This is a genomic window from Fredinandcohnia quinoae, from assembly GCF_022427965.1.
Taxonomy (GTDB): domain Bacteria; phylum Bacillota; class Bacilli; order Bacillales; family Bacillaceae_L; genus Ferdinandcohnia; species Ferdinandcohnia quinoae.
Window position 1 is genome coordinate 102,434 of sequence record NZ_JAKTTI010000004.1, and the last position, 26,967, is coordinate 129,400.

Below are 26,967 nucleotides of genomic sequence, written 5' to 3' on the forward strand. Positions count from 1 at the left end.
CTATTTCCTTTTGAACTGATTTCCATCTTTCAAAAAATGTCTTAATGACAGTATTTTATAGATTTTCCTTAGTGTCTCCATGCTTAATTAACTTATATCGCATTTTTCTAAACCGTCATCTTCCAATTGGATAGAGCCAACCAGTGCTCGCTTTCCTTATAATGAGGTATTATTTTCCCAACGAGACGCCAGAAGGAGCGGTCATGATTAAGATGAACCATATGACACATTTCATGAACGACAACGTAGTCGATTACCTCTTTTGGTGCCATTGCCAGTCTCCAATTGAAGGTTAACTGCAGCCTCGAGTCACAGGTTCCCCATGTAGTCTTGCTATCAGAGATTCGAATGGAACGTGGTTTTGTTTTGAAATTACTTTGGTAGTAAGCGATACTTTCACCAACTAACACCTTACATCGCTGATAATAAAAGCGTTTTAAAGCTTGTCTAATAAATCCATCCTCCACCAGTTTCACGTAGATTACTAACTTATCCCCCTCAAGCACCACATAATCCCGTTCGATCTGTTTGTCTTGAAGGATCTCTATGGGATAAGTTTTTCCTAAATAAAGAAGGCTCTCACTGTGTTTATAGTCTTTTATCTTTGGCCCTTGCAACCTATCCTTCATTTCTTCTAATCTTTCCTGAATAAGATCCCAATTATCCTCTAATACTTGGTGTACTCTTTCATTTGGTATCCCTTTCGGAGCCTGTACTTCAACATTTCCATAGCTATCTACCGATATTCCAATTGAAGATCGATTTTTGTACTTTATCTCATAACGAATTGTCTGACCTAAATAGGTATGTATCATATCATCACCACAGTGCCACTATCCTCTGTATTTGATAGTTAGTCCTTTTAAGAAGTATCTGGCGAAGTTATCTAAACATACTTTATAATTTTTATGACCTTCTTTTCTTAATAGAGCTCCAAGTTCTCCCTTTGTTACGATAATTCCCGCTTTATCAAATATATCAAGCATATCCTCAGTAGTTAACGCTAGAGCTATTTTCACTTTCTTTAAAAGGAGATTATTAACATTTGAACTTTTGGTTACTATTGGTTCTGGAGTAGTTTGTTGTCCTGGTTTCGGCTCTTGTTTCCCCCTTTTAAAGATAATTAATCCATTCAAAAATGAATCAAACATCCTGTTATTACATTTTATTTGTTCAGAATCCCCTTCTTCATCAACATCTGACTTCATGAGAATCTTTACTACCTCTGGTACGGAAACTTCTTCCCCACCCAGTTTAAATATCTCAACCATTTCCTTATTTTTTAAATCTAACGCATAGCGCAAACGAATTAATATATCATTATTTTCCATTAATAGACCTCCCATTTATAAAACGGATGCCTGTCATTCATAGCATCAGACACTATTATATCAATGTATGGTACCAAAATAAATGTGAACAGTTATGTCCATTGATCTCCATTTATTAGCAGCTGCTTTGAACTAACCCTGTGCTTCATAAAAATATCAGGTTATAATGTTGATAAGTGGGTGATGTATTGAAAAAGAAAATTCTAAAACGGAGAAATATGATAACTGCCGCTAAGAGACTATTCACTGAATACGGGTTTGAAAATACAACGATGCAAAATATTGCCGATGAGGCAAGAGTAGGAGTAGCCACTTTATTTCGTTATTTTCCTAAGAAAGACCTGCTGATCATTGAAGTGGTTAAAGATGCAATCGACCAACAAGCTCCGCGGTTTGAAGAGATTTTAAAGTCCCATAAAACAGGCATTGAAAAAATTGACGACGTATTAACGACCTATATTGGTTTTATTTCTGAAGAGAATCGTGAATCGGCTATGCTACTAGAAGCCTTTGAATTATACATTGCCTTTATACCGATTGAAAAGGAATTATTAGAAGAGGTTGAAGCGGCCTATCGAAAAATAGGGAATATCATTTCAACCATTTTTAAAGAGGGAAGAAATGATGGGAGTATCAAGCCAACATTAAGTCATGAAATGCTTTCGAATACAATTCTAAATATGTTTGGTACAGCGGTAAAAAAGTATTCCTTATATACATTACTGCCAGATACCATTATTCCTTCTCCTAATAAAGAGGAACTTATTATGGTAAAAAATAGTCTTTTATCTTACTTAAAAAATGAACCATTATAAAAAGCGGTCTCGCAAAATGAGACCGCTATTTTCTTATTTTACTAGATTAATTTCTAACAATTTCTCCACAATTGCATCTGTCAGGTCTTTTGCTGTTTGTGGAACAAACTTCGTCAAAATTTGATTAACCATTGCCCCCATCATACCACCAGCAGTGATATCAAGATGTCCGGACATTTTCGTTGTTTTTTCATCAATGGCTTCAGCACGGAAAAAGCCTCCACCTTTAAAGTTGTCTGATATACCTTTTAAATCAAAGGTGACTTCAGAAGGTTCATTCCATTCTTGAATATCAATTTGTAACTTAACAGTCTTTTTCATAAAACCTAAGTCACCTTTGAAAGCCCAAGTGGATTGACGCTCGCTTAAAATTTCATGTTCAATATATCCTGGTACAAGTGGAGCCCAGTTGTTCATATCGTGAACAAAATTCCAAATTGTTTGAATATCTAATGGTACTTCGACTGTATGTGTTCCTTGTGGCATATTATGCACCTTCCCGTTTCTGTATAAGTTCGTATTATGAATTTGCTGCGTGTTGTCCTGCTAAGAAACCAAATACCATTGCAGGTCCGATGGTTCCACCAGCACTTGGATAGATTGGACCAAGTGGATTACCTGAAGCATTTCCAGCCGCATATAATCCTTTAATTGGTTCACCTTTAAAATTAACTACTTGTCCATTTTCATTAATTTTTGGTCCACCATTTGTACCAAGTGCACCTAAATAAATTGGTAATGCATAGAATGGACCTTTTTCAATCTTTCCTAAATTGTTCGCAGGACTTCCTCCACCGTTTGTTAATGCTTCAAATTGAATTGTTCCGCGATGGAAGTCTGAATCCACACCATTCTCACAGTATTCGTTCCATTTACGAACTTCGTCTTCTAAGCCATCTGGGTCAACACCAATTTTCTCAGCTAATTCACGAATTGAATCTGCTTGGTCTACCCATTCTGGTGCAGGTTCGCCAGGCGCCATAGTTATGATAAGCTGACTATCCTTCAGTTGTTGATCGAAAATCATCCAGTTAGGTCCTTGGTTTGGAAATTCTACTTTTACCGGATCGAAATTAAAGAATGCTCTTGGCATATCGTTATACGTTGTTCCTTCATGAACGAATCTGCGTCCATATTTATTCACGACAATAGAGTTTGGCCCCTGTCGACCGCCACCAAGCTGAGCCATCACATTATCTTCATATTCAAATGTTGGGTCCACCATTGCCGGGTACCACCATGCTTCACTCATATTTTCAAGTGCAGCTCCAGCTTTCATCGCCATCATAAGTGCGTCCCCTTCATTACCTGGAGGTGTTACCGGATGCGTGAATTCAGCTTTTAGGAACGCCTTAACTAATTGCTTATTCCATTCAAATCCTCCAGATGCAAGAATAATCCCTTTACGGGCAGCGAAACGCAAGACTTCACCATCTTTTGTCTCTGCAACAACTCCGATAGCTTGTCCATTCTCGCCCATGATTAATTCCTTACCAGCAGTTTCAATTAATGTTTCTACACCACGATCCAAGCAAGCTTTAAATAAAGAAGCAATTAATGAACGGCCCATGGTAACAATATTGTTTTGCATACGTTCAGCCACTAGTTGGAAATCAATTCCCCCAACTGCTCCACCTTCTTCTAATGTAAGAGGAGGGAAAAGTGGATTTTGACGTACTAATGAACCCCATTCACCAATTTCATTTAAATCAAATGGAGCTGGGTCAAGTGAACGTGTTCCTTGCTTCAATGCCTCATCCATACGCGCGTAATATTCAGGATAAGACTTTGGAGAAACAAATTTAACTGGTGTATGGTCATGTAAAAATTTAATTATTTCATGACCTTTATCCACGAAAGTTTCAATCATATGATCATCAGCTCTGTTAAGTGCTAATCGTTTGATAAAATTAATTGCTTCCTCACGATTGTCTTCAAATCCTTGTTCTTTCATATAGTGATTTAAAGGAATCCAAGGAACTCCTCCTGAGAATGCTGTAGTACCACCAATTTGGTGAGTCTTTTCTAGCACAAGAACTTTGGCACCGTTTTCAGATGCTCCCACAGCAGCTGTTAATGCAGCACCACCTGTACCTAAAACTATGACATCAACTTCTTTATCCCAATGTGTAGACATTGAACTTGACATAAAATCATCCCCTTTGGTATTTTTGATAGTGACGCTATCAATAATTAAATTATCAGTGATTTATTTTATTTTTTCAAGATAATTTTTTTATTTTATGAATTTTATCTTAAATGTAGCTTATCTAAGAAAGAATTGAAGTAATACTAAAGTGAACAAAAAAGGAGAGATGGTTTTGGGCCGTTTAAATGATAAGGTCGCTATTATTACAGGAAGCGGATCAGGTATTGGGAAAGAAATCGCATTAACCTATGGAAAAGAAGGGGCAAAAATTGTTGTTGCAGATTTCAATGAAGATGGATTAAAACAAACAGTTGCAGAATTAAAAGATCTAGGTGTAGAGGCTATCGGCATTAAAGTAAACGTTACCAATGAAGAAGATATTGCTAACATGGTAGATGAATCAGTAAAAGCCTTTGGTACTGTAGACATTTTGGTAAATAACGCAGGTATATCTGACCACATGCAAGCTGCAGGAAATGTAACAGATGAAGTATGGGAACGTGTGATGAACATAAATGTGACAAGCGTTATGCGAGGTGTTCGTAAAGTTCTTCCTATTTTTCAGGAAAAAGGACATGGGAACATTATTAACATGGCTTCCATTTCTGGCTTAACTGGTGGTCGTGGAGGATTAGCTTATACTGCTTCAAAACATGCCGTTGTCGGTATGACAAAAAATATTGCCTCTCAATACGGTCCACAGAATATTCGTTGTAATGCAATTGGGCCAGCACATGTTCCAACACCTTTAACAAATAATATGTCTAATATCGATGAATTCGGTATGGGAGTAGCTACCCGTGGTGTCGGCTTAATGACAAAAGCAGGTTCAACACAAGAAATCGCTAATATTGCTCTATTCTTAGCCTCTGAGGAATCAGCATATGTTAACGGCGTTACGATTGCTGCTGATTTTGGATGGAGTGCATACTAAAACTGGATATCATCTTGCTATCAAATCTAGCTAAAATAAAATGACCCCAGGTGCAGTAACGTATTACTTCACTCGGGTCATTTATAAGGTTTATTAAATAGTAGTTACATCATTTCACTGTTTCGAGTCATCAATTTCTTTTTCAAAGCGATCAAGCAATGCTCGCACTTCATCTGTTGATTTCGTGTTCATCAATTGATTCCTTAATTCACCCGCTCCGCGAAATCCTTTGACATAGATTTTGAAAAAGCGATGAAGACCTGTGATTGAACGTGGCAAACTTTCAGAATATTGATCTTGAAGATCAAGCTGCAATCTTAAAAGATCAAGGTATTCTTTACTGCTATGCTCTTTTGGCTCTTTTTCAAAAGCAAATGGATTTTTAAAAATACCTCGTCCAATCATAACACCATCGATCCCATATTTTTCAGCAAGCTGTAGTCCAGTCTGACGGTCAGGAATGTCACCATTGATTGTCAAAAGTGTGTCTGGTGCTATCGCATCACGAAGTTTCTTAATTTCAGGAATTAGCTCCCAATGTGCATCTACCTGGCTCATTTCCTTTCTCGTACGTAAATGAATAGAAAGGTTCGCAATATCCTGTTTTAAAATATTCGTTAGCCATTCCTCCCACTCATTAATATCGTTATAGCCAAGTCGTGTTTTCACACTGACAGGCAGTCCACCCGCTTTTGCTGCTTGAATAAGTTCTGCTGCAACGTCTGGACGCAGAATAAGGCCACTACCTTTCCCTCTCGTTGCCACATTCGGTACTGGGCAGCCCATGTTAATATCGATACCTTTAAATCCTAACTCAGCCATGCCAATACTCATCTGACGGAAATATTCGGGATTATCCCCCCAAATATGTGCCACCATTGGCTGTTCATCTTCTGTAAAAATCAAACGACCACGCACACTTTTCATGCCATCTGGATGACAATAGCTATCCGAATTTGTAAATTCAGTGAAAAATACATCCGGTCGCCCGGCTTCACTTACTACGTGACGAAAAACAACATCAGTCACATCTTCCATTGGTGCAAGTACAAAAAATGGTCGTGGTAAATCACGCCAAAAATTATCTATCATTTCAAACTCAAATCCTCTCATTATGGATACAACTTTAAACTCACGGCATAAAATAATATACCAATCGTTACACTCATATCATGCTTAATAAAGTGAACTTCAATCAGTTGGGGTTTTACTGCCAGTTAATGCTGGATAAATTATTATCAAACAAAAAGACATATGATCATTAATAATTTGTGAAAATCTGCATTATTTATTTTACCGAAAATCGGTTCTGAATGGTAATTTTATTAATAAAGGCCCTGTTTTTATTCATTGCTGGTTTTCGTGTAGGTATGGGAAAGGGAATGCATAAGCGGAGAATTTCCCGCTATTGTATATAGAAGTACTTAAAATGCCGATATAAGAGGAAATATTCCTGTTAACTGTTCTAATTAAAGCAAAATCCAAAGATTTCAATACAATAAGCGAAAAAACTTCCCTAATTTTGAAGGAAATATGGGTATTTCCAGATTTAAAAGGAGTTTTTCCTTTTATTTTGCAAACACAGTAAATCAGAGACAAAACAAAAAGCAGGTGTATAGATTTTTTCTATATCAACTGCTTTTCTATTATATCAAATCCAACCACGCAATTTAACTTTGATCGTAATTAGATCAAAGATAGTAAATATATACAAAAAAACAATTCCTTTTCTAACAAAAAAACATATGTAAAGTAAGAGCATATGACATCTCCTTCACATATGTTTTGGAATCTCAATAAAAATCACATTATCATCCATCAAATAATAAAGACTTGGTTATAGATCAAACTATTCGAGTAAATCCTTGGGTGCTATCCCACGATTATTTGCCTTGTTAGGATCTGCTCCATTCTCTAATAGATACCTTATAGTTGGTGTTTTATCACTATTTTCCATTATCGCCCTCCATAAGGGAGTATTACCTATGCTGTCTACTGCATCAATTTCAGCACCATTAGTTATAAGAACCTTTGCAATATTACATCTGTCATAAATAGCTGCAAAATGCAGTGCGGTTAATCCCGACTTATCTTTAGCATGAACGTTGCATCCTTTATTTACAAGATAATTAACAATATTCTCCTTACCTTCAACGATTGCAGACATCAAAAACGTACGTCCATCCCTATCGACACTATCTAAACCATATTTTTGTAAAAAAACTTCAATATTCCCATAATTTGATTCACTTAGTAACGTATATAACTGTGTATCATCGAATTTATTCATCTTCTCTTCTTTCCCTTCATACACGTATACCTGATTTATACACAGGGTTCTCGATAGGGGATAATCTAGTTTTTGTATTGAAACTACTTAGTTCTGTAAGACTAAATACTGAACAAATTTGAACCTCCCCATATCTATTAGCTTTAGGGATGTACTTATTCCTAACCTTTTCTCTTATTTTACCATACCTATTGCATTCAATTATATCGTTTACTGAATTTATTGTAAATTCCTTCAGAATTAAGTATTTTAGCAGAGAAATTTTCTATTTCTTCTGTTCGTTCATCATCAGATATTGAAATAAATATCGTAATTTCTTGAGTATCATCAACAAAAATCCCTTTTTTTACCAATGTTTGTAGTGTAGATGTTAAACATTCAAAAAATGATCTTTGAAACAAGAGTTGTTCCTGTGACTCTATTGCCGACGCTTTTTCAAATAATATTGGAATGATTAAAGCTATTTCACTATACTTTAAATCATTATTAGAATATCTCCATTCAGCAGGTATCCATTTTGGATCATAGGTAATATTATCTAACTCATCAATCTTCTCAGGAAAAAACTCTGCAAATTGAGCAAATAATTCGTCATCCTGACTATTTTCCACATCATTTTTTTCTCTAAAAATTCAATTGTGTTCAACGCCAAGAATAGACTAACTGCGTCACTATCTGTTACTAAACTTAGTGCATATATTTTTTCATTACCTATCATTTTTTTTATGTTAGTAAAATCTATTTCTATAGCTTTCACTAGCCTTTCCTCTAGATCAATAAAAAAATTTCCCATTGTTTTTTATCTTCCTTCCATATCAGTACCCTAGGTTACATTTTAATAACGATTTTATGTTATTATTATTAGATTCATTTAATTACAACTTAAAACTTGCTTACCTAGTTTTCCTAGCCCGTTAAATCTAAGGGATCAGCTTCAATATTTGAATCCCTAATATATCCATATAACATATGATTGTTTCCTATAAAATTATGAATATTGCCAATATTCTACTACAGGATCCTTTATAGAACCCTTCTAAAGACTAGACTCCCCACAGAAAGAGTAGCAATTAGCCTTGCTATAAAAGGTTTGCTACTCTTTTGCTATACAAATTTTTAAGAAGAGATAATGTCAATATATTCTTGGTATTCAAGAGGGATAGGTCTATCAAATATCAAATCTTTTAAAGGGTCTACATTTTTCCCAAACCTATAGCAAAGATATAGTCGTTCATTAAATTCTGAATAGATACGAACATTTGTTAATTCATATTTATCAATAGTATCATTGTCTGTTAAAGGTATTTTAGGAATAATGATATTTTCTTTATAACTTCCTGTAGACATATCTCCTTCTATTAATCTCCCTCCACCTTTTCCCAATATTAATATTTCTCGCTCATTTGCAGTACCCTTCCATACAGTTACACGTCTGCTTCCCATACCTAAAGCATCTATTTTATATTTAGGAGGTTGATACCCTGCTAGTGGTTTTATTTTTTGCCTGAAAATATTACTATTTGAAATAAACTGTCTTGTTACAGTCGTACAGAATAAAATAGGTGCCTCATTCAAATCAATATCCTCCCAATTGTTATCATCTTTAAATAAATTAAAAACTAACAATTCAGCTTTATTGATCATTTGTGCTAAAACATAAATATTACTTTTTCGATTTTCATCTTTACGTTTTGTTTCTATGCTGATTACTTGATTAGCTTTCCATATCACTTTTGACATCACTCGCAACTCCTTTTGACTATCAACATATCTTAATAGCTTATAAATGTTGATCGACTGAATCAAGATAGCTTTTCCTATTTACATTGTTTTGTCCTACTTGGTTTTGCCTATTAGTCATATGGTCGTTGGCAGTTTCTACTAAAGTACCATTTTTACCATAGCCAAACGTTTCCCAAGTATCATCATAATAATCAGATCGAATGACATTTCCTAGACTGTCATGCTGATAGGCTGTCCAGCGATCACCAGGTCGATTTATCCGTTGAACCAATCCTGCCTGACTTCGCTTATACGTTTTTTCCATGTCATCGAAGCCAATTTCCTTGATGATATTGCCTTTCGTATCACGGCTTCACATTCCCCACAGAAAGCTCCTCAATTTGGTCAATTAATTCTTCAAGCATTTACAATCCGGATAATTTATCTGCTACTTCATCTGAAAAAGACCTAATTTAATTAAAGAAAAAGAGTAGCAATATCATCCAGTGTTCAAAGGATTTATGCTACTCTTTTGATGATGGTATAAATAAAGTTACAAGCACAGCCACCAAATATTTTTTTGTTTTCTTCCTATGTTCGACCTAAAACTTTTTGTTTATTTCCTCTGAGAATAATTGGATAATTCTTTATTTAGTGATATGGTACTCTCTCCCACTTAGTTTGTGTTTCTGCTAAAGCTTTTTTGATAATCTTCAAATGACATAGATCTAGCTGCTTGAATAGTTCCGTGACCAAGTTTATCAGGAACATGAACCAAATCAGAACCTAAATTATTTGCATTCATTTTCCAAATTGGATCTTTACCGGTACCACCAAACTCTGGATATTTAAGATGTGTTGGTAAATCTTGTGTGCTTGGAGAAACAGATATACCAACAGTTTTTGGATGAACTTTTCGATTCAGCTGAAAGGACGAACCCATCATTAAATACCCATGTGCCTAGATTATCACTTTCTTGTTCAACTGAATCACTCTGCAAACAATACTCATTTAAATTCGTATTGCCACCCCATACAAAATGAGTAGCCTTATCTTCGGAACTCTTCTCAATCCGCCTACCTAGCGAATCATACTTGAAGGTCACTTCTGTCCGATTTGGTTTGATGACCTTCGACACAACCATTTCCTGTAAGTACTTATATTCTATTTCTCTCATTTTTATATTACATATGTAAAGAAAACAATAATTTTTATCCTTACATATGCTTTTGAGGCTACTATTACTTTTCTATTTTTTTAATGAATCTAATAAGGTACAATATTCTTTTGTTTTTGGATTATTTTTATCATTACAAAGACGTTCTAATAAATAAATTGTATACTTCTTAGGTTTTCGATGTAATGATTTTACTAATAAGTCTTCATAACCATCGTGATAAAACTTTTCTAAAAAACTCCCAAATGGTCCAGGACCGCCAAAATCAATATCTGGGCTTCTTTCAACTAATAGAAATATAGGCTCTATAAAATCAAATGCATTATCTAACTCTTCAATTTCATCCATTATTTCATATGCTGGGTCTTGGAATAAATATTTATCCTTTTTATTTTCAGCCAGTCCTACTAATCGTTCTAATTCATGAATATAATCTTCAATTTTCTTTTCCATATAAAACTTCTCCTTTGTAATTGATTTGTCTATCCAAGTTTATAACAGGATACTTTACCTCTTGGAACTTCCCCTGCTTTTATTTTCCCTTTTAACCTAGTTTGTAACCTTTGTAATCTTTTCATAGTTGCGTCATCATTTATTCCTGGTTTCCATTTACTTTTTATTTTATTCACTCGACTATCTACATAACGGCTATATTGAGGGTGAGAGCCACGATGATATACTTCCGCTCCCCTCTGCATTCGACGAGAATTACTACTTGGCAAGTGAATTCCATTAGATTTTAAATCCATTCCCATGCCTAAATGATCAAACATTGCTTGATGTTTCCCCAAAATTTCCTCAGGGATAAGATTATGGGCTTCCTTGCCATCACCAATAGATCCACCTAAAGCTTTATCTAACTTGGCACTATCCAATCCAAAAGGAGCAATTTCAATCAAAGGATTATGGACATACCCATACAAAGTTGGATTCCCACCCGTAATTCCAATCGGATCAACCTGAGTATAATTCCCTTGCTCTGGGTCATAGTATCGGAATCTATTATAGTATAATCCTATTTCCAGATCTTCATACTGCCCCTGATACCTAAATGGTATAAAGTCTTTCTCACCTGTAAATTCTTTCACTCTTCCATAAACATCAAGCTCAGCTGACCAAACCTTTTTACCTTCTCCATCATAAGCTTCGACAGGTGTACCCAGATAATCACATATAATACTATAATTACCCTCACTCGTAATTTTAGCTGATGGTACGAAACCTTCATTAAATACCCATGTGACTAGATTATCATTTTCTAGTTCAACTGAATCATTCTGCGAATCATATTCATAAAGAATCGTATTCCCATCCCACACAAATCTCATTGTCTTCTCTTCAGAACTCTTCCTTATCTGTCTACCTAGCGAATCATACTTGAAAGTCACTTCTGTCTTGCCTGACATAATGACTTTCGCCATCATCCCATTGCCATAGTACTCGTACTTCCACGTATCACCATTCTTTTCGACTTTCTCTACGAGATTTCCTTCTTCATCATAAAAAGTATTTTGCATCTTCCGTTTCTAGTAATCTACTGCCTGCACCTACATTCATACTTCCTAATCTTTCACGAAAATATATTCCAATTAAAGATAGTAAATAAATACAGAAAAAACATATATAAATGAAGACAACAACATCTTCTTTACATATGTTTTTAATTTCTTTATTTGGTCAAATAAAATTTTAAAAATTCTTTAAACCAAGATAAAACCATCTTTATTTATCAAGATCTATGGACCAATCAATCTCTTCATTAAACCAATTACACAATTTAGTTGAACCATTATCCATTTTCAAAGGGATCTCTCTTGCCCACATTTTAATGTCATTTATGAACATCTCTTTTTCAAGCCCTTCAAAATTGTGTTTTTCTAACGCAGTGTTTAGAAACTCTAAAAATAGATTCCCCAAATAATACCTTTGCTCTACTTTATACATTTTTTCATATTCTTCTACAGTAACTGCCATATCGATTGTCAGATAGTTATCTTTTTTAGTATATCTGATAAATGACTTTCTTCCATATGATTCAGGTAAGCATCTAAAGGCTATCCCAATCGAAACATCGACATTCCTATATTTTGAATTTATATTAGATTCCAATGCGTTTCTTAATTCACTAATTAATTCACCAACGCTCGCACCTGCAGTGTCTGTAACTATTGAAAAATCCATACAACACACACCTTCTATAACTTATTTAGGGTCTACCCTTATTGCGTTGAGGTAAAAATCCTTTCCATTGTTCATAACCTCTAATTTTCATATTTTCATTATTTAATTTCGACTAGTTGTGTAGCCATTCTAATACTTTTTTAGAGACAACATTTGGATAAAGTATAACAATCGTCACACTATCAACAAGTACAACAACAACAACAACAACAACAATATCGTATGGCGTTCTAGTTTCCTTCGTAGTCTTATTTCCTTTTACACATTGTTTCTGAAAACAATCTTCTATTACTTAAGTTTTGCCTGAATGTGCTTGCAAAAATCGGGAAATGAAGGTGCAACAATTATTGCATCCTTAGGGTCGGAACTTATTTCATAATCCATGTATTTAATTTCTCCTGTTTGAATATCAATCCAAAAATCATTATCTGCATGATTATCAGCAAAAGGAATATGAAATAGAACAAAATCTTCGAATTCCTCAGAGTAATCTATCCTCCTATCTTTTGCCCTTTCAATAGATGTTGTATAAACAGAATCAGCCTCATCTTCTATTAACAGAATATGATAAAAACTACCAATTTCTATAGAGTAATAATCCTTATTTAATACTTCATAAAAATTATTTGGATAAATATATGCTCCTTTAGAAAACACACCTCCATTAGTAGTAAGGTAAAACTCTATAAAATCTTTTTTTCCTGGAAACTCATCAGGTACAATTTCATTTATTTCGGAAAGAGATACACTCTTCCAGGAATTCTCAAATAAAATGTCATTATCCAAAAATTTATTAGAATTACTTTTATAATTGTTGTTCATTTAGGTTACACATCCTTTTAATTTATTTCTTCTTTAAGTCTAGTAATCTACAAACTGCGCCATAGATGCGATCTGTTTTTTCCCGAGTTTCATACAAATCCTAACAACGTTGACACTGCGGTATAAGAAATCAAATTGACTGTCTTGATTGGCCCAGACGAGGTTACTAAAATTCGTCATAACCATAGGTAACTTTTACACCAAGAGCTTATGACGTCTTCTTTACATATGTTTAGGAATCTTTATAACCAGCATTTTACCAAGTATATAATAAGGAAACTGATTTAGTTCAAATCTTGAGTATCGTATAAAGATACCTTGACTATTGAATTTTTACCATTCTCGTTCTCTTAAAGCTTCTTCAATATCAATATCAAGCTCAAAATATTGTAAAATTTCTTCTACTGTTGCTCCGATCGAATCTCGTGCAACAGTTTCAATTTCACTATTATTTTGATAAAACTCACTCTGTAATTCATTGATAGCTAAAGTCATTTTATCTAACTTTTCCTGAACCTCTTCAATTGTATGCGTACTCTCTTCAATAAAATGGACTACCTTAATTATTTTCAATTTAATTTTATCCACTAAAAACGTTGGATAAAAAGAATCTTCATACATATCCAATAGGTATTTGAATTCAGAATCTAGTTTCTTCACAATATTTCCTCCTTTGCTCCATATACTCTAAGATTATTTTTATTTAGAAAAATTTTTTATTTATTTATTAACTGCTCTTGATTCTAAAAATGTGTATTAACGATTACTTTTTTCCCATTTGTATTATCTACTATCTTATATTTTCTCCGAATTTCCTTAATGTCGGTACCAGTAGGTAGTTAAATTTTCAGGTGCATTATTTCTATTATCCTCATTATTTTCACCTTCGTCTAAATTTACTTCTATTTAGTAAATAGGAGATCTTTTGAATTCTTATTTACATATGTTTTGAAAAGTACAAGTAAATACTAATAGAATCGTAATAAGCTCTTAATTGATAAAATTATATAACCCTCTCACCTTTTCCTTATGTATAACTTCCAGCATATTAAATAACAACTTTACATTGTTACTTTTCTCTGTATCTGTCAAAATAGTATAGATATAGTTATGCACTGGACAGCAAAACTTTTGATCCTCCGAGACTACACAATAGCCTTTATTATCATTTTTCTCTATATACCGCCATTTCCAACCGTATTTTCTTTCGATAAACGTTCCATATAAAGAACCAATTTCAAATGCTATCTCTTCTACCTCCTTCTCAATTATTTTATTATCTCTATAAAAGGCCAACTCTAATTTAATTTTGTCAATTGAAATTAAATAATCATCAATATTTACTATTTCTAATTTCTCCTGACTTAAAACAGATAAACGCTTTATTTCATTCATTTCTTCATTTTTCAATTTACGTACTTTTAACTTATCCTGAAAAACTACCCAATTTTCTTGCATGTATAGTTACCCCCAAGAAACTTCTTCAAATTTTATTTCCGCTCTAAATTTCGAAAACATTTATAGATAAGTATCATTCACAAAAAGGGGTGGCAAAAAAAACCAATTCCTAAGATTCTTGCTATTCTTTTAAAAATTTTAAATATCAATTTTACTATTTTCACCAAGTACATTGGCAAACCTTAATCAATCAACTAAAAAGGGTAAAGTCAAACTATCTTTGGTGTTAAAAAGAAAATAGTTACTACTTACAGTTTTTATTTTTTGATTACTATTTCTGATGACTTGACCGGATGGGTCTCGCTCTTAGCTTGACATTTACATGCTCATTTTCCCTTCTCAAGTAATGAACCATTTTTGTCATAGCAGACCCTTCCTTAGATGCAACGGAATGGAAACTGTTCTCTTACTAATTGTATGAAAAAAGAAGGCTTAAGCGCCTCTTGCGTGTACGCATTCAAGCGTTCTTCTCTTACTTTAAGTCGGATATTGTGTAGGAAGTTAATCATGTCACAATAAAGTGAATTATCCTCAAATGTAATAAAATCTGGAAAAATCGCTATGACTTCGTCAAAAACATGCTGCAAATGCTGCAAGCTAAATCTCGGCAAAACCTCAGAAATATACGGTACGAGTTCCAGCTGATTCGAAATGATACCGTCCCAACCATCCGACTGCCAATTACCAATCGTATTGATTGCAATGTAAAGTTGAAATAACTCTGGCGACACCTTCTCTTGAATAACGCCCAGTCCTCCGATTTCCCATATTTTATCGGACAATCCCGCTAAATCCATTTCATCTACAGGGATTTTCCCATTCAATATCTCATTCAATCCAATAATCATCGTAACACTACTCCCGAAATCAGAATTCTTCTCATTCTCCTTGCTTTTTTATGATATTTTCATCCGTGCATCTTCAATCGCCTAACGTAGCAAGTCTTTAATAGTACTTTTTTTGCAATAGCCATTCTCTTGTTACCTTTAATCTTGTGAGTTTACTTATTTAGTTCTTATAATCTGCTTTCATTGCTTTGCTGGCACCTAATTTTATTAAATAAGAAAGAGTAGCAATATCATCCAGTGTTCAAAGGATTTATGCTACTCTTTTGATGATGGTATAAATAAAGTTACAAGCACAGCCACCAAATATTATTTTTTGTTTTCTTCCTATGTTCGACCTAAATCTAGTTGTATTGAACTACTTAGTTCCGCAAGCCTGAATACTGAACAAATTTGAACCTCTTTAAGTCATCATCAGTTATATCATAATGTTTTTTTAATGTTATATTAGCTTTTTCAAGGCCTGTTTTTTCAATAATATCTTTCAATAATCCATCCTTAATAGTTGTATTACCAGTGATCATTAGCATTTTTAGATTTGGAAGCTCATTTAGAAATGATACCGATTCAATTTCACCGCAATCTGCTAAGTAAATTTCCTCTATTTTTTCCAACCCTGCTATAATTTCCCAATCAATTACTTTTTTACAATTTACGATACTAAGACCCTTTAGATTAGTTTTATCTAAATCTTTTATTGTAGTTATGTTCCTATTATAAGAAATACCAAGAAATTCTATTTTTTGTAATTGAGATATAAATTCAAGATTCTGCAACTTGAATTGGTTTAGATTAAGTCTCTTTATATTCTTTAATTTAGACAAATCATTATGATGTTTCTCTTTATAATTATGAAGAGTAAGGTACTCTAGCTCCAAATTATCAAAAATCAAATTACACGTTTTTTTATCGTAGTTTATTTCTGCACACCATAGCTTTTCAAAGTTATTAAACGGAATTACATTGTCACATAAATTCAGTAATTGGAAATATTCAAGCTCCCTAAACTTTGAAAGAGTATCAACTGATGTATAGAGATACCTATTTAATGCAATTGCCTTTATTCCACTCAAAGCACTCAACTTTTTCAAGTCTAATATTTCTTCTTGACCATATAGAGAAAGTCCATTAATAGAATACATCTCCATATCTTCATTTTGAAGTGAATCATTGCCATCTAAACTGTACTTGTAGTATTTATAAAGGCGGTCATAACATTCTCTTTCATAAATATTTAAAAAAATCTGTTCTTCAGTTAACATAATTTCTCCTTTATATATGAAAATTTTACGGACATTTTACTTTCTTACTTTCAAGAGAATTTCCTGGACTTGCAATTCTATTTGCTAATGGTTCATCACCAAATTCTTCTATCAACTTACTCTCAAGTCTAAAATGATCGTTTGACGATCCCCCAGGATTGACTATTACGCCTACTGTTTCCATAAAATTCTCTTCTAACTTAGAGTTTCTCATGTGCCCTGTTAATCTTCTGTACAAATCATTTGCTTTACCCACATACCATTTTACCTGCCCATCTCTTGGATCAATTGTTTGAAAAACATATGCCCCTCCTGCATGTAAATCAGCACCCAAAATCTCTCGCAAATAATCTCTCATCCATTTTTGAGTAGGTTTTAAACCAAAGGGATCGACACTTATCAATGAATTACTTACATATCCATATAATGTTGGATTATTCCCCATAAGTCCAATCGGATCAATCTGAGTATAATTCCCTTGTTCTGGGTCATAGTATCGGAATCTATTATAGTATAATCCTATTTCCAGATCTTCATACTGTCCCTGATACCTAAATGGTATAAAGTCTTTCTCACCTGTAAATTCTTTCACTCTTCCATAAACATCAAGCTCAGCCGACCAAACCTTATTGCCTAGTTCATCATAGGCTTCCACTGGCGTCCCCAGATAATCACTAATAATACTATAATTACCCTCACTCGTAATTTTGGCTGAAGGTACAAACCCATCATTAAACACCCATGTGACTAGATGATCATTTTCTAGTTCAACTGAATCATTCTGCGAATCATATTCATGAAGAATCGTATTGCCATCCCATACAAAATGAGTAGCCTTATCTTCAGAACTCTTCTCTATCCGTCTACCTAACGAATCATACTTGAAAGTAACCTCTGTCTCGTCTGGCTTGATAACTTTTGACATCATCCCATTGCCATAGTACTCGTACTTCCACGTATCACCATTCTTTTCGACTTTCTCTACGAGATTTCCTTCTTCATCATAAAAGAATTTGGCATCTTTCGTTTCTAGCAATCTACTGCCAGCGCCATAGACACGATCTGATTTATCTCGCGTTTCATACAAATTCCCGACATCGTCGACGCTGCGGTATAAGAAATCAAATTGACTACTGTCTTGGTTGGCCCACACAAGGTTACTAAATTCGTCATAACCATAGGTGACTTTTACACCAGTTAATTCGTTGACCGTGCTGCGTAATCGGTGATTAACATCCCAATTATATACGCGTCTTCGTGTATCCCGATTTTGACTACTTACTCGATGATGTGTCGGTCTACCAGTTATATCATATTGCCATTTACTGATGACATCCCCTGGTAGAATTCTCTCAATCTCTTGACCAAGTTCATTGTACTGCATGGAGGCTGTCCACTGAGCTTGTTCAGAGCGAGAAGCTGTCATTTGTAAGACATTGCCCATCTCATTACGTGCGACATCAATTTTTGCACCGAGGCTACTCGTAATTTGGGAACGATTGCCTAACTCGTCATAGCTACTGGCAATCCAATGGTCATTTTGCCACTCTTTGATCACTTGTCCAGATAGGTCGCGCTCTAGCTTGACGGTCACATGGTCGTTGGCAGTCTCTTTTAACAAACCATTTTTGTCATATCCAAATGTTTCCCATGTGCCATCATAGTAGTCTGAACGAGTGACATTTCCTAGACCGTCATGCTGATACGCTGTCCAGCGATCACCAGGTCGGTTTATCCTTTGAACCAATCCTGCCTGACTTCGTTCATACGTTTTTTCCATCTCATCAAAGCCGATTTCCTTGATGATATTGCCTTTCGTATCACGTTCAAACTCATACGCTTCGCCTTTTTCATTGAACACTGCGGTTAACTGCTCTTCTGTATCATAGGTGAATTTGACTTTCTTCCCGCCTTGTTCGCGAGACGTTAAACTGCCAAGAATCGTGTAATCAAAGGAAACTTGCGTATGATTGTCTTTCGCAAAAACAACATCATCATAGGCATTATACTGCAATTGGACGTCGTTACCATCTGAAAGATTTGCTTGGACAAGCCGATTTAAGTAATCATAACGGAACTTCTCTGTGGCTCCTAACGGATTGGTCGTTGTTGTACAATTGCCACGATGGTCATACGTCCATGTCGAGCTTGTCCCGTCTGGCAATATCACTTGACTTAAGTTCAGATCTACATCATAAGCTAAGCGTACCACATGACCTTGTGCATTCGTTACTGTGTCAATTAAGAGATGCTCATTATAGGAGAATTCAGTCTTTGTACCATCTTCTAATATATTTGCCTGTAATGTGCCGTCTTCATTATATATCCATTGACGACTGCCGCCCTCTGCGTTCACAGCTTGAATTAGCCTATCTTTGTCATCATGCTGTGAGGATAATGTACTGCCATCCGCAAGAGTAATTGTCACTGGATTGGCCCACTCATCATATTGATAGGTTGTCACACGGCCATCTTCATCGACTTCCTGGAGTAATTCAAAGTCTTCATTATATTCGTAACTGACTTCACTCCCATCTGGATGAACGATTTTCGTACAAAGATTATCCTCATTAAAATAATAATAACTTTTATGACCTAAACTATTGGTAATTTCATTATAGCCCTCGTGATAAGAAAGCTCACCCGCAAGAACATTTCCATCGCCCCATGTTTTAATTACACGTGCCCCTGTTGTTGGGCCGTCATATCGCCAGAAGAAGGAGTTTTGATTCCGATCTATTTTTTGCGTCATTAGGTGGTTTTTATATTTTATATACGTACTTTGCCCTAATGCATCTTGGATCTCGATTAAATCTTGTACATCATTGTATACATAACGAACCAAGACTTCTCGTGCCATTCGCTTACGCAAGGCAACTTCTGTCATTCGGCCTGCCTCATTCGTAGTAACCTCAAGCACACGCCCCACACTGTCGGTCACTTGAGATAAATTGCCTCTATCGTTGTATGCAAACAGAATCTGATGATCTTGTTCGTTTCTCACTGCTTTTAATCGGTAGATTGTCTCTGTTGTTGGTTCGAATACATAAATCAATCGAGTATCATGTTCAAATAAATGGTACTCCTCACCTGTATTTGTTAGCGTCATTCTTTCACGCTTGTTAAAATACGGCAAGTTCGTAGGCAAAATCGGAAAGCCAACCGCTCGTCCATCAGTTACAACGATCCCAATCAATTCTTCCTCTTCAAAAATCTCAAATGCTAGATCATATTTAAAATGCATCCCATGACCTGTCAAGCTGATCCGACCACTATCACTATACCATGCGCGTTCCCATGATAAAGGAATAGGTCCAGGCAGTTCAAAATCGACGCCTTCATAAATCATACGTCCTGTGATTAAATCAACCGGTTCAAACCCTCTTTTACAAAATTTCTCACTCAACCCTTTTGTACAATTAAATTTCTTTAATACTTTGTGATTAACATTTGTCAGGACATTTTTGGCCATTGCTTTCATGCCATCTACTGCCTTCGAGACGCCAAGCACTTCATCCATCGATTTGACGACTTTATCTGCGGCCGTTTTCACGGGCTTCGATCCCTTATTGGCTAGCTCTGTTACTTTATCTAGTGTTTTGGCTACTTTACCATAAGCAGCCTTCATCCCTTTTACTGCTTTTGATGCACCTGCGGCTTTATCCGCAGCTTTACTTGCTTTCTTTGCGGCTTTTGCCGCTTTGTTAGCCTTATAGGCTGCTTTGGCTGCATCACCAACACCTGGGACTGCCCCTACTAAGTTCATCGCTGCACCCGCGTAATCTCCTCGCGCCAAGCTTAGTCCTGCATTCGCAACATCCGCAATTGCACCTATACCAGGAATAAACCCAGCGACATCCAGCGCGAGACTTACGCCATCTAAAATTTTGCTAAACAAGCCTTTCTTCTTTTTCTTCTTCTCCGCCTTTTGTGGGAATATTACGTCAACTTTTTGCGTAGCTTCGACCGCTTCTTCATTAATCTTCAGTGGTTGACTTTTCTTCTCTATCCCTTCTTGATGGATGAGCGTACTCATTAACTGAGTATCAGCCGCAAGGATCACATGACTATCTTCCTGTGCTGACATGGCAATCCATTCTTCCGCCTCCATGAATAGCTCTTTCATTCCACTCATTTCGAGAGTTTCGTCCGCTGCTAGCATGATCGTACTATCGCTTAGAAATGTAATTCCTTCTCCATCATCCATTTTTAATTCCAATACCCCATCTACCGCACTGAACGTAATATCTTCAACACCTAATGTCATGTCTTTCCCGTAATTGGTTACCAATGACTTAACGGTAGAATCCGCCATTTTCTTCGATGCCTTTTGGCTCCCCTCTGGTGTGGCTGGATCCACACGCACCGAATTGATGACGATTGCCTCTTCTTCAACGGCACTTAGAAAGTGCAATTGGACACGTGAACCTAATTGTGGCATTAAATACATGACGCTATTGGCATCTGCTGAATAAGCAAACCAATGCGCTTTTTCTTTATCTTGCTTCTCATCAATATCTAAATGGACCTTGACAGTGTTTTGTGTGATATCAATAACCTTGCCTGAAAATGCTGCACCAATGAAATCTAAATTGCGTACCAATCGCTGGCGAATACTTCTTTCTGGTTGGGCAGTATATTGAAACTTCAGTACGCCACCATCAAGGTTGATTTCCCGAACAGTTATAATATAGTTTCTTCCCTTTAAATGTACCTTTGTCCCCAACTCATGGGATTCCGTGCTTTCAAACTCACAAAAGATATAATCAGCTTCGCTCACATCTGTGCCATCGTTTTCTGTAATCAACCAAAACGCATCCATATCCTTACGTAATTTATAAGGCAGATGGTCGATCGTTACACGTTTGCTACTTTGAGGTGGACCAATCCAGAACCGAGGACTATTACCTTGTAGATCAGGAAAAACAACCGCTTGCAAATTGGATGCCATTCTTTTGATAAATGTCCAATCTGTTTCCATATATTGAATCGAAATATGACCAATCGCTTGATCGTCAGACGCATTATCGATGTAATCCCCGTGAGGATAGGCTTCGACGACGGTATCCATTAACTGCTCATACGTCATACTCGCATCTTGAAAAGAACGTGAGCGCTTCACAATATCCATATTTGCCGTAAATGATACAGCATCAACTGTGACATAATGCACCCCTTGCGATGCTTGTAACTCCGCATTTTCAATTCTTCCTGAGAATAAAATGTCTTTATCCTTTCCAAATTTCACAACAACTTCATCTGTATGACTGACCTGTTGTATATAGTTCTGAGCTTGCTCTTCGGCGATTATTCCAGTAAAGTACAATCTTGCATGGTCATTGCCACTATGTTTGATTGTTAGTTTATCTAAACGAACAAGTGGATACGGCCATACGAGTTCAATATCCACATAAGTACTAACCATATGTACTCCTTGTTCTCCTTGCGAATTCATAACTTACCTCCTTTCTATCAATTTCATATTTAAAACCCTTGTTTCGGTATGTCCAAATCCTCTTGCCCGTCATGGACAATATCAATTTTCCCTCCGCCTGCGGAGCATTGATTATGACAGCGGTTTAATAACGCTTGCTTCCCTTCTATATGAACATTCTCCATCCCATCGATCCAATCAATGGAACATACTGGTGTACACGGTTTTTTCAATTTCAAGCAGACACCGAATGTGGGGATGTTTTCTGGATTTCGATCTCCTACATTCATCACAGCTTTCCCTTTAATATAAACACCATGATCTTGCGGCAAGTTTAAATAATTGAGATGGCTGCCATGTTCACAGGAAATAATTGCTCCATGTACCACATAACTAAATTGTTCCTGATCCGAACTCTCAGTCTCCAAATTTTCCACAACTTGAGCCATTAGATATCCTTCCTTTCGTATCGTTCTGCGAATCAACACTTACGTCCCAAACTACTCTCAGGCAGTAATTTGGAATGATTCAGCAAACATTATCTATCGTCTTTCAAGTCTTACTCTCTGTAGCTGGAATCCTAGAAGTGATCGTCGTAACATACTTTCTGCAACATCTAAATTGACAATTGTGAAAGATTCTTTAATGGTGTCGACTTGAAAAATACAATCCAATTCCACTTTCTTGGGATCAATCACGAGTTCCTTAATTAGTCCGTCTGGGGTAAAAGTTGTCTCATGGGATATACAGTTTTTCCTCACAATGTCTAAAAGCCAATACAAACGCTGTGTTCCTTTCTTTACATCTGTAAATACAATCGCTGTAAAATCTAAGTCATCCTCGTATTTCGCAAATAACTCTTTCATATCATTTGACACAATTCTTTCGGGCTTGTCCAAATAATCCAGATACAGTGCATTCTCCTTCTCTACCACTTCCGCGAATACAGACGAATAAACAAAATCATCATCGAAAGCTTCACTAGTCGCTAAAGGAATGATTGGATTTGTAATACTTTGATCTTGCCGAAGAATAAAATACTCCATCTTTTCCTCCTTTACCCATCACTGTGCGTATCTAATTATTTTTGTGACTAGAGTCAACTAATCCAATGAATGTCTTTCATTTGGTCTGGGCTAAATTGGTACTTCTCTTGATCTCGTTTAAAGAAGGTAGCCCCTTTTAAATTTGCGCCTGTAAAATGGGCACCTGTAATCTGTGCAAACTCAAACCTTGCATTTTCCAAATTCGCATTTCGAAAATCAGTACCAAGGTAGCACGCAACTTCACCATCGGAAAGCCTCATTGTTTTTCCTTGTGCATGAGTAAAATTAGCACCTACTAAATTGGCATTTCGAAAATCAGCATCCTGAATGGCTGCATAAGAAAAATCAACATTCGATAACTGACAATCTACAAAACTAGTACCAATGCAAACACTTTGTTTCAATAAAGCACCTTCTAAGTTACTCCCGTTGAAATCCGCATAGGAAAAGTCCATTTGGTTGAACTGTTTCTGCTGTAATTGCAGATTTGAGAAGTTTTCAAACGTATACGCTTTGTCAGCCTCTCTTTCCTCTAACCATGAGATAAGACTTTTTTCCACTCGTTCCCGTTCGTCAAAGATCGCTACATCCTCACTAAAGCCTTTATATTCACCAACACGAAATCTCAAGCACGCTGCTCGCTGAAAATTCATTTCTGGTACGTATTCTTTTTGATAGCGAAAGAGATAGCGTACCAATTGAATGATATACTGATGAAACAGAATCACTGTCTGTTGAATGATGCCTCGAATGTCAGCTGTTTGAATGGTGAGATACGGTTTTCTTTCTTTTTCAAGTGTCTTTTGTAAATCAATAATCGCCTCACTAAGCCATTCCGCTTCAAACTGTGCCGTGCACTCGACCAAATCGTAATACCATGTTTTCCCATATGCTTCTAGCAAGTATGTACACTTATTTTCTAGTAATGATGTTCTTAGTAATGATAGATGAATAAAGGCAACTGGCGCTAACTCTCCCTGTTCTTGCCGGTCTCTAATATTTACAAACAGTTGTTCAAGTGAAGCAATGATTGGCTGCAGCAATGTTTTCTTATCTTGCCGAAACTGTTGATCTACCAACTCTTGCAACCGGCTGACATGAACTGACACATATTCATCCATAAAATGCTGTAATGCTTCTTCTCGCTTCACGCATTCACGCCCTCACTAATTTGCTCGTACTTCCGTTCCTTTAATCTCCATTTTGTCTTCCATCTTGATTGAATTTTCTTTACAAATCATCTCAATTTTCTCATCCGCATTTATCATAATTTGCTTTGCATTGATGACGACTTTCTCTGTTGCTTTAATGTTAATATTTTTATCACTTATAATCGAAATTCCATTATCATCCATAAGTGTAATCAATAACCCTCCACCAGATATGACAATCCGATCTGGTGCAAGTAGAATTTGTTTGCCATGCTTGGTTCTGAGTGTTTTGACATCTGGATCAACCATCCGCCCTGGATCTTGGCGACTATCTGCTGCTGGTGCAGCACTTGATTGACCGCCACTTGCTTGATTACTTTCTGCTAACATCGCACCAGATTGTGGAGGTGACTTAGTTACTGAGCTTAGCGCAATCCCTTCATCCTCACGATTGCTAGGGAAGTAGATTCTCACATTATCAGATAACTCTGGCATGACATACCAACCTGTATTATCCTCTGATGCATAAATTGTTGAATATGGAAACCAATAGGCAGTATCTTTATCTTGATCCTCATCAAAATCGACATGAATGCGAATTTTATCGCCTTTAATGTCAATCACGTTTCCTTGAATAGAGGCGCCAATAATGGCTTGATTATAGGAAGTGCGGAGACTGAAACCGTTCTCAGGTGTTAACGTATAGATATGCTTGAACAAACCATCTTTGATCGTCGAGAAGATTTTATATACATACAGTTTTCTTGATTGGAAAGTCACTTCATTGCCTATTTTGAATGGTTGAATCGATTCAACTTCATAGTACATATAATCACTATCAGTAATTCCTTCAAGATAATTTTCACTTGAGACAAGGAAGTTACCGATTGACTTTTTGATTCGATAATTGATTGCTTCCATTTCCTTCGTACCGTCAGCTTGATACGGTACACCGAAGTAAAACTTTGATGATGGGTAAACTGTTTCCGGCACCAATCCTGTATGGAATCGCGATGCCATTCGTTTAAGAAACTCCCAATCTGTCTCTAAATATTGCATCGTGAAATTGCCAATTTTGGCCCCATCCGTTACACAATCGATGAAATCTGCACCTTTTTGATCGGCAATACATACGTCTATTAATTCACTGTAGGGCATACTTGCATTTTGATAGGTTTGGTTTTTCTTCTTCACATCTAACACATACGTATGGGAAACTGCTTTAACCTCTAAATAATAGTTGTTCATAACCGATTTCACTTGTACATCTAATGCCAGCCCATTAAAAATAGGAATCGCTTGTCCATCGCTAACGATTTGCAATACTTCAATAGCCGTTTCTACATCTGTCGTATATACATATATATCTTCGAGTTCACTTGGGATCAGACCCGTTAAATGCAATGTAGCATGCTCATTCATTTGTTGTGTTATTTCGATTTGATGGACGCGAATATTATAGGGCATGACAATAATATCCTTATAAGTTAAGGCAGGCTCTTTCCCTGATTGATTGCCATTTTCGCTTCTTTTGTATACCTTATCTACTGATTCTTTCTGATTTGCCCCAGCAGCTATTTTTGCATTCATTTCCTCTGCAAAAGGACTGCTTTGAACGGGTTTTCCAGCCAACGAATGATTATCAAGTTTTTTCGTATTCATCCGGTCCATCAGACAACACCTTCTCCTTCTACTATTTTGTCTTCAATCGAGATAGATTCCATCATGCCGTAAGCAAGTGGCTTCCAAATATTCATCTCTTTTTTCAAACAATTAACCGAGCCCATCGTCACATTCTCACCAACCATAAACAGAAACATTAAGTTATAAATCTTGCCATCTAATGCTGGCGTGATGAAATCAAAATAGCCAATCTGTTCTCCGTTAACTTCCTTCATGCCGATATCTAACATTTCTGCACTTGGCTGCATTTTACTAAGCATATTCATCATATTGTGTGTGAAATCTTCTAATTCCTCCGATTTAATCTCTTGTTCCATGATTTTCATCGTGACATTGATTGATGTACTTTCACTTGTATAGATATACTCGGGTCTGCGGCTTGATGGGTATTTAATATCCATCAATTCTGGTGTCATCACTTCAAATGCTGCTGGGATGCACATCCGGATTTGATTGTCATAAAAGCCAATTTCTATAAACTCCATCGTTTCATCTTCGATCATTAGTTGACCCGCTTGGATCGCTTTGACAATGTCAGTATGTACTAATTGTTTTTCGATGTTCTCCATTCGTTTCTTCTGTCTTGCATGTTTCGTCATTCCGGTAATTTGTTCATCCATATAATCCATCTTTGACACTCCTTTGTACCGATTAATTTCTATTAAT

General features: G+C 36.0%; 27 protein-coding genes. 2 read left to right on the top strand and 25 right to left on the bottom strand.

Annotation, left to right across the window (positions count from 1 at the left end; all coding sequences use genetic code 11):
* Positions 1–107: 107 nt before the first annotated feature.
* On the bottom strand, positions 108–815 hold the full coding sequence (locus MJG50_RS04750; protein WP_240253202.1) for a M48 family metallopeptidase: 708 nt from the start codon (positions 813–815) through the stop codon (positions 108–110).
* Between the two features lie 18 nt (positions 816–833).
* Positions 834–1,331: a YehS family protein gene (locus MJG50_RS04755; protein WP_240253203.1), complete on the bottom strand. Its 498-nt coding sequence runs from the start codon at positions 1,329–1,331 to the stop codon at positions 834–836.
* Between the two features lie 188 nt (positions 1,332–1,519).
* On the opposite strand from MJG50_RS04755, the gene MJG50_RS04760 reads away from it, so the two are divergent.
* Complete coding sequence (locus MJG50_RS04760; protein ID WP_240253204.1) at positions 1,520–2,146, top strand: TetR/AcrR family transcriptional regulator; 627 nt, start codon at positions 1,520–1,522, stop codon at positions 2,144–2,146.
* A gap of 33 nt (positions 2,147–2,179) precedes the next feature.
* Here the strand turns inward: MJG50_RS04760 and MJG50_RS04765 are convergent, their stop codons facing one another.
* The gene (locus MJG50_RS04765) at positions 2,180–2,632 is read right to left on the bottom strand and encodes an SRPBCC family protein (RefSeq protein ID WP_240253206.1); all 453 of its coding nucleotides are present in this window, start codon (positions 2,630–2,632) and stop codon (positions 2,180–2,182) included.
* A 34-nt stretch (positions 2,633–2,666) separates the two neighbouring features.
* Positions 2,667–4,295: an FAD-binding protein gene (locus MJG50_RS04770; RefSeq protein WP_240253207.1), complete on the bottom strand. Its 1,629-nt coding sequence runs from the start codon at positions 4,293–4,295 to the stop codon at positions 2,667–2,669.
* Positions 4,296–4,467: 172 nt separating this feature from the next.
* Between MJG50_RS04770 and MJG50_RS04775 the strand changes: the two genes are divergently transcribed.
* Positions 4,468–5,229 (top strand): glucose 1-dehydrogenase, encoded by a 762-nt coding sequence (locus MJG50_RS04775; RefSeq protein ID WP_240253208.1) that lies wholly within the window; start codon positions 4,468–4,470, stop codon positions 5,227–5,229.
* A 114-nt stretch (positions 5,230–5,343) separates the two neighbouring features.
* On the opposite strand, the gene MJG50_RS04780 is transcribed toward MJG50_RS04775, so the two are convergent.
* The 21 genes from MJG50_RS04780 to MJG50_RS04880 all read right to left on the bottom strand — a co-directional run bounded on the left by MJG50_RS04780 (position 5,344) and on the right by MJG50_RS04880 (position 26,930).
* Positions 5,344–6,321: a tRNA dihydrouridine synthase gene (locus MJG50_RS04780; protein ID WP_240253209.1), complete on the bottom strand. Its 978-nt coding sequence runs from the start codon at positions 6,319–6,321 to the stop codon at positions 5,344–5,346.
* 757 nt (positions 6,322–7,078) lie between these two features.
* Positions 7,079–7,543, bottom strand: coding sequence for an ankyrin repeat domain-containing protein (locus tag MJG50_RS04785; protein ID WP_345893201.1), 465 nt, complete (start codon positions 7,541–7,543; stop codon positions 7,079–7,081).
* Between the two features lie 173 nt (positions 7,544–7,716).
* Positions 7,717–8,130, bottom strand: coding sequence for a DUF4303 domain-containing protein (locus MJG50_RS22095; protein WP_345893202.1), 414 nt, complete (start codon positions 8,128–8,130; stop codon positions 7,717–7,719).
* Positions 8,058–8,312 (bottom strand): DUF4303 domain-containing protein, encoded by a 255-nt coding sequence (locus tag MJG50_RS22375; RefSeq protein WP_431307259.1) that lies wholly within the window; start codon positions 8,310–8,312, stop codon positions 8,058–8,060. The genes MJG50_RS22095 and MJG50_RS22375 overlap by 73 nt, the downstream gene beginning before the upstream one ends.
* Before the next feature lie 323 nt (positions 8,313–8,635).
* The gene (locus tag MJG50_RS04795; protein ID WP_240253212.1) at positions 8,636–9,259 is read right to left on the bottom strand and encodes a hypothetical protein; all 624 of its coding nucleotides are present in this window, start codon (positions 9,257–9,259) and stop codon (positions 8,636–8,638) included.
* 40 nt (positions 9,260–9,299) lie between these two features.
* A complete protein-coding gene (locus tag MJG50_RS04800; protein WP_240253213.1) occupies positions 9,300–9,566 on the bottom strand; it encodes a hypothetical protein in 267 nt (88 codons plus the stop codon).
* A 351-nt stretch (positions 9,567–9,917) separates the two neighbouring features.
* Entirely contained in the window at positions 9,918–10,187 is a 270-nt protein-coding gene (locus MJG50_RS04805) for a hypothetical protein (RefSeq protein WP_240253214.1), read from the bottom strand.
* Positions 10,188–10,491: 304 nt separating this feature from the next.
* Positions 10,492–10,872, bottom strand: coding sequence for a hypothetical protein (locus tag MJG50_RS04810; RefSeq protein ID WP_240253215.1), 381 nt, complete (start codon positions 10,870–10,872; stop codon positions 10,492–10,494).
* A gap of 29 nt (positions 10,873–10,901) precedes the next feature.
* On the bottom strand, positions 10,902–11,936 hold the full coding sequence (locus MJG50_RS22100) for an RHS repeat domain-containing protein (protein WP_275695505.1): 1,035 nt from the start codon (positions 11,934–11,936) through the stop codon (positions 10,902–10,904).
* Between the two features lie 205 nt (positions 11,937–12,141).
* A complete protein-coding gene (locus MJG50_RS04825; protein WP_240253216.1) occupies positions 12,142–12,600 on the bottom strand; it encodes an Imm44 family immunity protein in 459 nt (152 codons plus the stop codon).
* A gap of 288 nt (positions 12,601–12,888) precedes the next feature.
* Positions 12,889–13,422 (bottom strand): SMI1/KNR4 family protein, encoded by a 534-nt coding sequence (locus MJG50_RS04830; protein ID WP_240253217.1) that lies wholly within the window; start codon positions 13,420–13,422, stop codon positions 12,889–12,891.
* 333 nt (positions 13,423–13,755) lie between these two features.
* Complete coding sequence (locus MJG50_RS04835) at positions 13,756–14,082, bottom strand: DUF5713 family protein (RefSeq protein WP_345893203.1); 327 nt, start codon at positions 14,080–14,082, stop codon at positions 13,756–13,758.
* Positions 14,083–14,412: 330 nt separating this feature from the next.
* The gene (locus MJG50_RS04840) at positions 14,413–14,880 is read right to left on the bottom strand and encodes a hypothetical protein (RefSeq protein WP_240253218.1); all 468 of its coding nucleotides are present in this window, start codon (positions 14,878–14,880) and stop codon (positions 14,413–14,415) included.
* A 377-nt stretch (positions 14,881–15,257) separates the two neighbouring features.
* Positions 15,258–15,728, bottom strand: coding sequence for a hypothetical protein (locus MJG50_RS04845; protein WP_240253219.1), 471 nt, complete (start codon positions 15,726–15,728; stop codon positions 15,258–15,260).
* A 359-nt stretch (positions 15,729–16,087) separates the two neighbouring features.
* A complete protein-coding gene (locus tag MJG50_RS04850; protein ID WP_240253221.1) occupies positions 16,088–16,987 on the bottom strand; it encodes a hypothetical protein in 900 nt (299 codons plus the stop codon).
* Positions 16,988–17,012: 25 nt separating this feature from the next.
* Entirely contained in the window at positions 17,013–22,442 is a 5,430-nt protein-coding gene (locus tag MJG50_RS04855; protein WP_240253225.1) for an RHS repeat-associated core domain-containing protein, read from the bottom strand.
* Positions 22,443–22,471: 29 nt separating this feature from the next.
* Positions 22,472–22,870, bottom strand: a complete 399-nt coding sequence (locus tag MJG50_RS04860; RefSeq protein WP_240253226.1) for a DUF4280 domain-containing protein — start codon at positions 22,868–22,870, stop codon at positions 22,472–22,474.
* 93 nt (positions 22,871–22,963) lie between these two features.
* Entirely contained in the window at positions 22,964–23,467 is a 504-nt protein-coding gene (locus tag MJG50_RS04865) for a hypothetical protein (protein WP_240253227.1), read from the bottom strand.
* A gap of 53 nt (positions 23,468–23,520) precedes the next feature.
* A complete protein-coding gene (locus MJG50_RS22290; RefSeq protein ID WP_240253228.1) occupies positions 23,521–24,618 on the bottom strand; it encodes a pentapeptide repeat-containing protein in 1,098 nt (365 codons plus the stop codon).
* A 15-nt stretch (positions 24,619–24,633) separates the two neighbouring features.
* A complete protein-coding gene (locus MJG50_RS04875; RefSeq protein WP_240253232.1) occupies positions 24,634–26,280 on the bottom strand; it encodes a phage baseplate assembly protein V in 1,647 nt (548 codons plus the stop codon).
* Positions 26,281–26,288: 8 nt separating this feature from the next.
* Positions 26,289–26,930 carry a hypothetical protein gene (locus MJG50_RS04880; RefSeq protein ID WP_240253234.1) on the bottom strand — a complete coding sequence of 214 codons (642 nt, stop codon included), beginning with the start codon at positions 26,928–26,930 and terminating at the stop codon, positions 26,289–26,291.
* Positions 26,931–26,967 lie beyond the last annotated feature (37 nt).